This is a genomic window from Flavobacterium sp. (genome assembly GCF_027484945.1).
Taxonomy (GTDB): Bacteria; Bacteroidota; Bacteroidia; order Flavobacteriales; family Flavobacteriaceae; genus Flavobacterium.
Genome location: NZ_JAIXRZ010000046.1, coordinates 1 through 10830 on the forward strand (window position 1 = coordinate 1; position 10830 = coordinate 10830).

The 10830-nt window shown below is 37.7% G+C and carries 7 protein-coding genes, 1 other RNA gene and 1 pseudogene; 6 read left to right on the forward strand and 3 right to left on the reverse strand.

Annotation, left to right across the window (positions count from 1 at the left end; genetic code table 11):
- Positions 1-305: 305 nt before the first annotated feature.
- On the forward strand, positions 306-620 hold the full coding sequence (locus Q0039_RS06405) for a rhodanese-like domain-containing protein (protein ID WP_297510837.1): 315 nt from the start codon (positions 306-308) through the stop codon (positions 618-620).
- 79 nt (positions 621-699) lie between these two features.
- Here Q0039_RS06405 and ssrA read toward each other — a convergent pair.
- Positions 700-1097, reverse strand: a transfer-messenger RNA (tmRNA) gene (gene ssrA / locus Q0039_RS06410).
- A 58-nt stretch (positions 1098-1155) separates the two neighbouring features.
- Complete coding sequence (locus Q0039_RS06415) at positions 1156-2346, reverse strand: serine hydrolase domain-containing protein (protein WP_297510818.1); 1191 nt, start codon at positions 2344-2346, stop codon at positions 1156-1158.
- Positions 2347-2550: 204 nt separating this feature from the next.
- Here Q0039_RS06415 and Q0039_RS06420 point away from each other — a divergent pair, with 204 nt between their 5' ends.
- From Q0039_RS06420 to Q0039_RS06440, 5 genes and pseudogenes are all read left to right on the forward strand, one after another.
- A complete protein-coding gene (locus tag Q0039_RS06420) occupies positions 2551-3753 on the forward strand; it encodes an NAD(P)-dependent oxidoreductase (protein ID WP_297510821.1) in 1203 nt (400 codons plus the stop codon).
- 75 nt (positions 3754-3828) lie between these two features.
- Positions 3829-5928: a glycoside hydrolase family 97 protein gene (locus Q0039_RS06425; RefSeq protein WP_297510824.1), complete on the forward strand. Its 2100-nt coding sequence runs from the start codon at positions 3829-3831 to the stop codon at positions 5926-5928.
- Positions 5929-6117: 189 nt separating this feature from the next.
- Entirely contained in the window at positions 6118-7560 is a 1443-nt protein-coding gene (locus Q0039_RS06430; protein ID WP_297510827.1) for an MFS transporter, read from the forward strand.
- A 173-nt stretch (positions 7561-7733) separates the two neighbouring features.
- Positions 7734-9035 (forward strand): annotated as a pseudogene (locus Q0039_RS06435) (M28 family peptidase).
- Positions 9035-9385, forward strand: coding sequence for a DUF1801 domain-containing protein (locus tag Q0039_RS06440; protein ID WP_297510831.1), 351 nt, complete (start codon positions 9035-9037; stop codon positions 9383-9385). The pseudogene Q0039_RS06435 and the gene Q0039_RS06440 overlap by 1 nt, the downstream one beginning before the upstream one ends.
- A 206-nt stretch (positions 9386-9591) precedes the next feature.
- On the opposite strand, the gene Q0039_RS06445 is transcribed toward Q0039_RS06440, so the two are convergent.
- Positions 9592-10830 (reverse strand): gliding motility-associated C-terminal domain-containing protein (locus tag Q0039_RS06445; RefSeq protein WP_297510834.1); only part of this gene is annotated, 1239 nt, incomplete at its 5' end.

Below are 10830 nucleotides of genomic sequence, written 5' to 3' on the forward strand. Positions count from 1 at the left end.
AAAATGCGCAACACATTAAATTGTTCCCCCGAAATATCAAAGGGCTTAAGGGTTTCGTTTAATTTTTCTGAAATTAAATTTTGTGTATACATTAAATTCAGAAAAACGCGCTTTGCATTTTCAAAAGCAACATTTGATTTAATTAAAGTTTCAATTTTCATAATTGTCATTACAAAATTTGTAGATACAAATGTAAGTAAGTGCTTTTTTTTGTATATACAAATGTTTGTTATTTTTTTGTTAATCTTTTTTAAAACATTCGTTATCGTTAGTTTGAAAAAATATTAATTTTGAAAGAAAAAGAAATGCAACACTTATCACAAGAAGCTTGGACAGCTCAATTGGCTAACGATACCGATGCAGTTATTATCGATGTTCGAACGGAGGCAGAATGGGAAGAGGGAATTATACCAGGAGCGCTGTTAAATGATATTTACAAAGGTCAGGGCTTTGTTTATCGGTTGGAAGAACTCGATAAATCCAAAAATTATTATGTCTACTGTAAAGCCGGTGGGCGTAGTGCTCAAGCCTGTCAAATTATGGACCAAATGGGATTTGCAAACACCTATAATTTACTTGGCGGTTTTATGAGCTGGGAGGGTGAAGTGTGTGCACCTTAAAAATTATACTTGAAATTTAAGCAAATACTATATCAGGTTTTGGGGAATGTTGATTCCCCATCATTTCCTGAATTGAATTCTGTGGAGACGCCGAGAATCGAACTCGGGTCCAAACAAGCAATCGAATAGCTTTCTACACGTTTAGTTCTTGATTGGGTTTTCGACAAAAAGCAAGGCCAAGAACAGCCACTTTTTGCTTAGCTTATTTCGTGTCAGGAGGGATTTAAAGCATTACCTTCCCTAGGTTTACTTTTACGGTTCACCTAAACCAACCGCCATAAACCAAGGCTTTTGAGGTGAATCCAGCTTTCCTACCTTGTAGGAACTTGGCTAATCGTACTAAACTTCGGATTAAGCAGCTAAAGCGTAATTATTTTCGCCGTTTATAAGATTGTACCTTTGGATTAACGAGCAAAAAGTACAATGCTCGACGTGCTTACTATTTAATTCCACTCGCTGTCAAAACCAGTCGTCCCCTGAAATTAAGTATAAATTGGAGGGCAAAGTTAGGTAAAATCGCTGAAATCAAAAAAACTTATTCTCCACTTGAAACCGTATCACCCAATGCAAAAGGGTAATCTCCAAACAAAGCGGCTAAGTTTTTTAATTGGTAGGTTTTTTTAGTATATTTATTTGAAAGGGCTATAATTACGGTATTCTCTTTTCGCAAAGAAATATAACTCGACGTATTTCCATGCCACCAACCATTGTGGTAAAATAGTTTTTGACCATTTTCCCATTCCCGTAACCGTATGCCTAATCCGTAATTTTTCTCTCCGCGCGCTTCATAACTATATCCTTTATAAACTTCATCTAAAAGCGTTTGACTTAAAAAATTAGGGGCATTTCGGGCTAGGTCAAATTTTAGTAAATCTCGGGGTGTCGAGTAAATATTTTTATCACCATAAACCGCATCTAAAAAGTCAAAACCATATTTTACATAGTTGTATTTATAAGATGGAGTCGCAATTTCTTTAGGTGAATCTTCGTCAAAAACAAAGGTATGAGTCATCCCTAGTGGATCAAATATGATCTCTTTCATGGCAGTGCGGTATTTTTTACCAGTTATTTTTTCAATAACTAAAGCCAACAACGCATAATTGGTATTGTTGTAACTAAAATGCGTATTTGTTTTTGTTTCTAAGGGTATATTTTTGGTGAGAATTACATTTAATAAATCGGCATTGGTTAAAGTTTTCTTTCGTCCCCAAATGCGTGCATCATCACAAAAATAATTGTATTTTTTCATACCACTTCGGTGGTTTAATAACGTGCGTATGGTTACATCTTTGTAAGGGAAACCTGGAAAAAGGGTTGTCAATTTTTGATCCAATTCCAGTTTTTTTGCATCGATTAATTTCAGTACAGCTGAGGCGGTAAGTACTTTTGAAACAGAAGCAATATGCAATGAAGTATCTTCACTATTTAACAGGTTGTTTTCTTTGTTGGCATACCCTTCATAGTGTTCATAAATGATTTTACCATTTTTGGCTACTAAAAAACAAATGTTTTCAAAATTAGAATTAAAGCATTTTTTAATATAATTTTCAATCTCTTTCCGTTTGGTAGTAATATATGAAGTACTTAGTTTGGGTAACGAATCCTGCTGCGGACGCATTGCATAAACGGGCCCTGTAAAAACTGAATGTTGTCCGCCTGATTTTTGGCAACCGATACAAAGCAATGCCAAACTTAAAACGATGTAGAAATAATTATTTTGGGTCATATAGGGTCAAAAAAACAAATATAGCTACTCCAATTTCTTTTTTTCTTTGGTCTTTTCTTAAAAAAATAACAAAATTATCAACAAGGTTAAATTCCCTGTTTTAATTGTCTTTTTCGATGACTATTGAAATTCTTCGAAAAGTTTTGATATCGCAATCGTTACGCGTACTTTTGGCCTCACGTAATTTAGTAAAGTTTCCCAGTCATGATTTTTGGAGTTATACAAGAACGCAAAAGTCCACCCGATCGCCGTGTGGTTTTTACCCCTGAAGAATTAGTTCGTTTGCAAAGCCAATATCCAGAAGCCAAAGTTAAGGTGGAAACCTCACCTATACGGGTATTCCCCGATGATGCATACGCAATTTTAGGAATCGAAGTAACCACCGATATGACAACATGTGATGTGTTGTTTGGAGTGAAAGAAGTTCCAATTGATGCATTAATTCCAAATAAAAAATACTTTTTCTTTTCCCATACAATTAAAAAACAGCTCTATAATCGTAAATTATTACAAGCTGTGCTTGCAAAAAATATTGAATTGTATGATCATGAAACGATAGTTGATGCTCAAAATAAACGATTAATTGGTTTTGGTAGGTATGCTGGAATCGTAGGGGCGTATAATGGTTTTCGTGGATTTGGAATAAAATATGAACTGTTTACGTTGCCAAAAGCCGAAACGCTGCAAAGTAAAGATGATTTGATAGTCCGTTTAAAACGTGTTACGTTACCGAATATTAAAGTGGTTTTAACCGGACACGGTAAAGTTGGAATGGGAGCCAAGGAAATCTTGGATGGTATGAAAATGAAAGAGGTTTCCCTTGATGATTATTTAACCAAAACCTTTACCCAGCCCGTTTATACGCAAATTGATGTAATGGATTACAACAAACGTAAGGACGGATTAAGGAACGATAAAAAAGATTTTTACGCGCATCCCGAAGCTTATGTTTCAGATTTTGAGCGATTTGCAAAAGTAACCGATTTGTTTATTGCCGGACATTTTCATGGCAATGGCTCACCCGATATTCTCACCCAATCGATGTTGCATGCGCCCGATTGCAAAATAAAAGTGGTTGCCGATGTATCCTGTGACGTTGATGGACCTATCGCTTGTACGCTTCGAGCTACTACGATAGCCGAACCTTTTATGGGTTATTTACCAAGTGAACACAAGGAAGTTCCATATACCCACCCGGGTTCGATTTTGGTTATGTCGGTCGATAATTTACCGTGCGAACTTCCTAAAGATGCGAGTGAAGGTTTTGGCGAAATGTTTATGCAACATGTACTCCCAGCCTTCTTTAATGGTGATAAAGATGGAATTCTTCACCGTGCGCAAATAACCGCCCATGGTCAACTTACCCCACGATTTGCTTACCTGCAAGATTATGTAGATGGAAAATAACTGGAGATCCCGATGTAGTATCGGGATTTTTTTTATTTCAAAGCGGTGTAGTATCTTCGCTAAAATTTATAGAGAATGAAAAATCCAATCACAATTACTTTACTCTTATTTGTTAGCCTTTTAAAGGCACAATCAATTTCTTCGCCCTCTAAAGCTATTCAAGTTACTTTTCAGCTTACAAATGATGGCAAGCCTTGTTATGCTATTCAATATAAAAATCAAGAAGTTATTTTACCCTCCACTTTGGGGCTCGAACTTAAAGACCTGCCAGCTTTGGATCAAGGCTTTTCTTTACAAAAAGCTACTGAAAAAGCAGTAGACGAACCCTGGGAGCCTGTACTAGGCGAATATGCGGTAATTCAAAATAAATACAATCAGTTAACTCTCAATCTTCTACAAAAAGCAACCGGACGATTGCTAAACATCGTTTTTAAAGTATACGATGAAGGTGTCGCTTTTCGCTATGAATTTCCCAAACAAGCTGCATTGAACCACTTTGTAATTAAAGAGGAAAATTCACAATTTAATTTAGCTGGTGACCACAATACATTTTGGATTCCAGGGGATTATGACAGTCAAGAATATGCCTACAACGAGACCAAGTTCTCAGCTATCGATGTGGCAAAATTGGACATGAATAATGGAATTGGACTTAAAACGATTCAATCAAATTATAGGGTACAATCACCATTGATGATGAAATCGGCTTCGGGTTTGTATATCAATATTTTTGAGGCTGCTGTGGTCAATTATCCAGTAATGCACCTTACGACAATTCCATCCAAAAATCAATTAACGTCGCATTTAGTGCCGAATGCAATTGGGGATAAAGTGTATTTACAAACGCCAGCTGTTTCGCCATGGCGTACAATTTTTGTTAGTGATGATGCCCGTAAAATTGTGGGTTCAAAAATGATTTTTAGTTTAAATGAACCCTGTAAAATTAAAGATGTTTCTTTTATTAAACCCATGAAATATGTTGGGGTATGGTGGGAAATGCACGTGGGTAAATCCACTTGGGATTTTGCCGGATCACAGAATGCTCAAAATGCTGCCGATGGTATGTTACTACCCTCTGGAAAACATGGCGCCAATACAGAAAATGTAAAACGGTATATTGACTTTGCTGCTAAACACGGTTTTGATGGCGTTTTAGTTGAAGGTTGGAATACCGGATGGGAGGATTGGTTTGGAAATTGGAAAGAAGATGTTTTTGATTTTGTTACACCTTATCCCGATTTCAATTTAAAAGCGGTCAATGACTATGCACAATCCAAAGGAGTGAAAATGATTATGCACCATGAAACATCGGGTTCGGTAGCCAATTATGAACGTCATTTAGATCGTGCCTTTCAATTAATGAAAGATTACCAGTACCCTGCTGTTAAGTCGGGGTATGTTGGACGCATTATTCCACGTGGTGAGTTTCATGACGGTCAAACGATGGTTAATCATTATAATTTTGTTGCGCGTCGGGCGGCCGATTATAATTTAATGATAAACTCCCATGAAAGTTCCCGCCCAACCGGTTACAGTCGCACCTATCCCAATTATATCGCAGCAGAAGCCGCGCGTGGCAACGAATTTAATGCTTGGAGTATTGGTAACCCTCCTGCACATGAAACGATCTTGCCTTTTACCCGATTGTTGGGTGGACCTATGGATTATACCCCTGGGATTTTTGAAATTAAAATGAGCTATTATGATAAGGCAAAAACCGAACAAGTGCATACCACTTTAGCAAAACAATTGGCCTTGTATGTTACCTTATATTCGCCTTTACAAATGGCAGCCGATTTGCCAGAAAACTACGAACGGTATAGCGATGCGTTTCAGTTTATTAAAGATGTTGCTGTTGACTGGCAAGATTCAAGATACCTAGAGGCTGAACCGGGCGATTATTTGACAGTAGCACGCAAAGAAAAAAAAGGTGAGCGTTGGTTTTTAGGAGCGATTACCGATGAAAATGCCCGTAAATGCGAAATATCTTTGGACTTTTTAACGCCAGGTAAGAAATATAAAGCGATACTTTATCAAGATGCAAAAGATGCCGATTGGAAAGACAATCCCAAAGCCTATGAAATCAAAACAATAACCGTTAGTGCTAAATCTAAACTTAAATTAAACCTCGCACGCGGAGGAGGTGCTGCGGTGAGTTTTGAACCTATTTTGTAAATGATTACGTAATGTTTTTAATTTCTATTAAATTTTAATCCATTACCATTATTCATATTAGTTCTTTTTTTTTAAAATAGAACATAGCAGCTCTTATGAAATCATTTCGTTAATAACTATGCCGTTGTAACGTTCCACAATTCGAGATAAAATGTATCTTTAAAACGATTAACCTTTAACCAAAAAATTATGAGTATTTCACAAACGAAAACCAATTGGGGACAATTTATACCCTTGGCGAGTGTGTTTTTCTTCTGGGGATTTGTCGCAGCGAGTAACGACATTTTAATTCCAGTTTTTAAAAAGACTTTTACCTTGGAACAGTGGCAAAGTCAATTGGTTTCTGTAGCATTCTACATTGCCTATACCGTTGGATCCATTGTATATATTATTCTTTCAAAAGTTTCGGGAGGCGATATCATCAACCGGATTGGTTATAAAAATTCTTTAGCGTTAGGACTTGGGATTTCTGCCTTGGGAACGTTATTATTTTATCCTGCTGCCAATGGCGGAGGTTCATTTCCATTGATGCTGTCGGCATTATTTATTGTCGCATTTGGATTTTCATTGCAACAAACTGTAGCTAATCCATTAGCCATCGCATTAGGTCCAATCGCTACAGGTTCTCAACGCTTAACAATGGCTGGAGGAATAAACAATTTAGGGACTACCATCGGTCCATTGATTGTTAGTTTTGCCATATTTGGTTCGGCTTCCTCTGAAAATACAACTATGAATATCGAAAGCGTTAAGTTTCCCTACTTAATATTAGGAATTGCTTTTTTAGCGGTAGCCATTTTGTTAAAATTTTCTTCATTGCCCGATAAGCCTGCTGCTGTTGTTGAAGATGAAGTTGCAATTGGAACAAAATCGCGTGCATCAGCCTTGAATTATCCGCAATTGGTTTTAGGAATGATTGGTATTTTTGTCTATGTTGGGGTTGAAGTTTCTACCGCAAGCAACTTACCTGATTATATGCAAAAAGAATTAGGATTTGCTACGAAAGATATTGCGCCTTTTATTTCGTTATACTGGGCCAGCTTAATGATTGGACGTTGGACAGGAGCTGTAGAAGCTTTTACCGATTCTATGAGCGTACGACAACTATTACGCTTTATTGCCCCTTATTTGGCATTTGGTGTTTTCTTAGGTGTAAACAAATTTATGAATCATGATTTGACTCCATTTTATATTTATGCAGCATTAATTTTTGTACTAATAGTTGCAGATATTGCAAGTAAAGGAAATCCAGCACGTATGTTACTTATTTTTTCGTTCCTAGGAATCGCTGCTTTAGGTGTTGGAATGGTTACAAAAGGAATGATTTCGGTGTATGCGTTTACGTCGGTTGGTTTGTTCTGTAGTACATTATGGCCATGTATTTTTACTCTAGCAATAAGCGGATTAGGTAAGCATACTTCGCAGGGTAGTAGCTATTTAATCATGATGATTATGGGAGGTGGTTTAGTTAGCTTATTACAAGGCTATTTAGCGGATGTGTTTTCGATTCATTTTAGTTATATAGTGGGTATTGCTTGTTTTGCCTATTTAGCGTTTTATGCTTGGAAAGTGAGTGGTATTTTACAAAGACAGGGGATCAATTTTGATCATAAACTGAGCGGCGGACATTAATAGCTTTTAATAGAACTAATCAAACTCCGAAGACAATTGCACTTCGGAGTTTTTTTTATCTTTACAAGATCGTTTGGTACTAATTTCCTATAAAATACGCTATCATGCCTACCAAGTATTCCCTTTTTCTATTTTTTGTTCTTTCAACGGTATCGGCTCAAACCGATGCAACGATGTTGGATCGTATCCATCGTACTGCGCTTACACAAGGAAAGTGCTACCAGTGGTTAGATACCCTGTCCAATAGAATTGGTGCCCGTCTTTCGGGTTCAGAAAGCGCGGCTAAAGGAGTAATGTATACAAAATCGCAACTCGACCAATTAGGACTGGATAACGTTTACCTCCAAGAGGTAATGGTACCCAAGTGGGAACGAGGAGAAAAGGAAGTGGCCTATTTGAATTTGGGAGATAAACGCCTGGAGTTATCCATTTGTGCCCTAGGAATGTCGGTTGCTACTCCCATGGCCGGCCTCGAAGCTTCCGTTATTGAGGTGCAATCGTTGGACGAATTAAAAGCCCTTGGTTCGGAAAAAGTAAAAGGAAAAATCATTTTTTTTAACCGTCCAATGGATCCCGAGCAAATTGAAACGTTTCGAGCCTATGGGGGCTGTGTTGATCAACGCTCATCAGGTGCGCGTGAAGCCGGCAAATTGGGTGCTGTAGGTGTGCTTGTTCGCTCAATGAATTTACGTTTAGACGATCTCCCGCATACAGGCATGACCAATTATGGTGATACACCTGAAAATCTCCGGATACCTGCTGCAGCGGTAAGTACTAGCGATGCAGAAGCTTTAAGCAAAGCGTTGAAAAAGTTTCCAAAAGCCCAATTATATTTTCGATAAACCTGTAGCTATAAAGGTGAAGTATTATCGTATAATGTAATTGGCGAAATTACAGGATCCGAATTTCCAAATCAAATTATGCTTGTTGGTGGACATTTGGATTCATGGGACTTAGGTGATGGTTCACATGATGATGGTGCCGGTTGTGTACAAAGTATGGAGGTATTGCATTTATTTAAAACGATTGGTTATAAACCTAAGCATACGTTACGCGCTGTATTGTTTATGAATGAAGAAAATGGGGTAAAGGGTGGACTCCAATATGAAGCTGAAGCACAACGTAAAGGGGAAAGCCATGTTTTTGCTTTAGAAAGTGATGCGGGCGGATTTGCTCCTCGTGGCTTTTCATTTGAAATAGACGATGCTAATTTTAGTCAAGTAAGTTTATGGAAGCCTTTGTTTGAACCCTATTTGATTCATTTGTTTCGTAAAGGTCATTCAGGTGTAGACATTGGTCCTTTGAAGTCGCCAAAAATAGTTAAGGCCGGTCTACAACCCGATTCGCAACGCTATTTTGATCATCATCATGCAGCTAATGATACCTTTGACGCAGTCAATAAGCGTGAATTGGAGTTAGGAGCAGCCGCAATGGCTTCCTTAGTTTATTTGTTTGATCAATACGGTATTCGCTAATGCATCTAGCCCACGATTATGTGATGCGTCAACCCGAACCTTTTCAGTCGGTTTTGATGCATTGTATGACGACCATTGAGGCAGTTATACCCAATGTTGAATTGCGCTATCGCTATGCCATACCTTTTTATTATTACCATGATAAACCCTTTTGTTACCTTAATGCAAAACATAAGAAAGGCTATGTAGACCTCGGATTTTATAGAGGTTTTCAACTAAAAACGCATCAAGAGATTTTAGTGGCTACCAAGCGAACGATTGTTAAATCGCTCCAGTTTACAAATGTCGAGACTCTTAATCAAACGGTTTTGGAAAAAGTACTTTTAGAAGCCAAAGCATTGTATACCTAGGTTTGAATTTAATGGAAAACCATTTTCACCTCTCAAAATGAGTATAGGTTTAAAGCTATGCTTATAATTCCTTTTTTTTCCGTTCACTATAATCCTTGATTTTATCGCATACCTACTTACCAAGAGCTAAGTGTGTAATGTAAAGTAATACTATAAAAAAGGAGATTCGAAAAGAATCTCCTTTTAGATTATTGGTTTAATTCAATTTATTTTACCTCACGGTTAATATAAACCCAACCTGTTTTTGCTGCTACACCATCACGTTCAATAACGTAATAGTAAGTACCATCAGGTAATTCATTATTATCATCGGACTGTCCAACCCACTCGTTGGTATAATTACCTCTTGTATATACTTTTGTTCCATAGCGGTTATAGATACTTAATTGACGAACATTTAATCCCGTTAGGTCAAATTCATCATTCAAGCCATCACCATTGGGGGAGATCCCTTTTGGAATTGAACAAGTTGTTTCATTAGCAGTGAAACTTTGAGTGTCAGTACAAGTACCTGTGCCATTAGGAACGGTTACTGTTACAGTGTAAACCCCAGAACCGATAACCGTAATAGAAGAGGTGTTTCCAACAAAACCTCCAGTACTATTGGTCCAGTTGTAAGTTGCATCGGTTAAATTAAAATTACCTGCAACAACTTCTAAAACATAATTTGGACCAATACAACCTCCTTCGATAGTGTAAGCAGGAGCAGGTGTAATAGTGATATCGAAATTCTCTTCATCTGTACAATTAGGAGTAGTGCCACTAGTTGCATAAACATACAGAGTCGTTGTGGTCGTAATTACTGTATTTGCAGCAACTAAAGATCCAGTTCCATTGGGTCCAGTATAGTAATTCCCTGTCGTAAGTGCTGGTAATGTATAGCTATTACAAGCGAAAACATCAGAAATAGGAGCTACATTAGGTGTAGGATGAACCGTTAAACTAATTGTAGTTCCCGTTGCACATTGTCCAGCGTTGGGTGTAAATGTTGCAGTAAATGTTCCAGCTGTTCCAGTTGTAAACGAAGAAGGCGACCATGTACCATTAACTCCATTAGTTGAAGTAGTTGGGATTGTAACTGTAGCACTTCCTTGACAAACAGCTGCCAAAGGTGCAAAAGATGGAGCGGATGGAGCATTAATTGAAACAGATAGTGTAGTGGTAACAGCACATTGCCCAACATTTGGTGTAAATGTAAGCGTTTGTGTTCCAATTACAGCAGTATTAATAGCTCCTGACCATGAACCATTGATACCATTATTAGAAGTAGTTGGTAATGTTGGCGCTGTATCATTTTGACATATTGGAGCAATCGCTGTAAATGCAGGTACAATATTAGGTGCAGTAATAGTTACATCTAAAGTAGTTGCTACTGCACATTGTCCTGCATTGGGTGTAAAGGTATAGGTAAAGGTTCCCACCGTAGCCGAACTAATGGTTGCGGG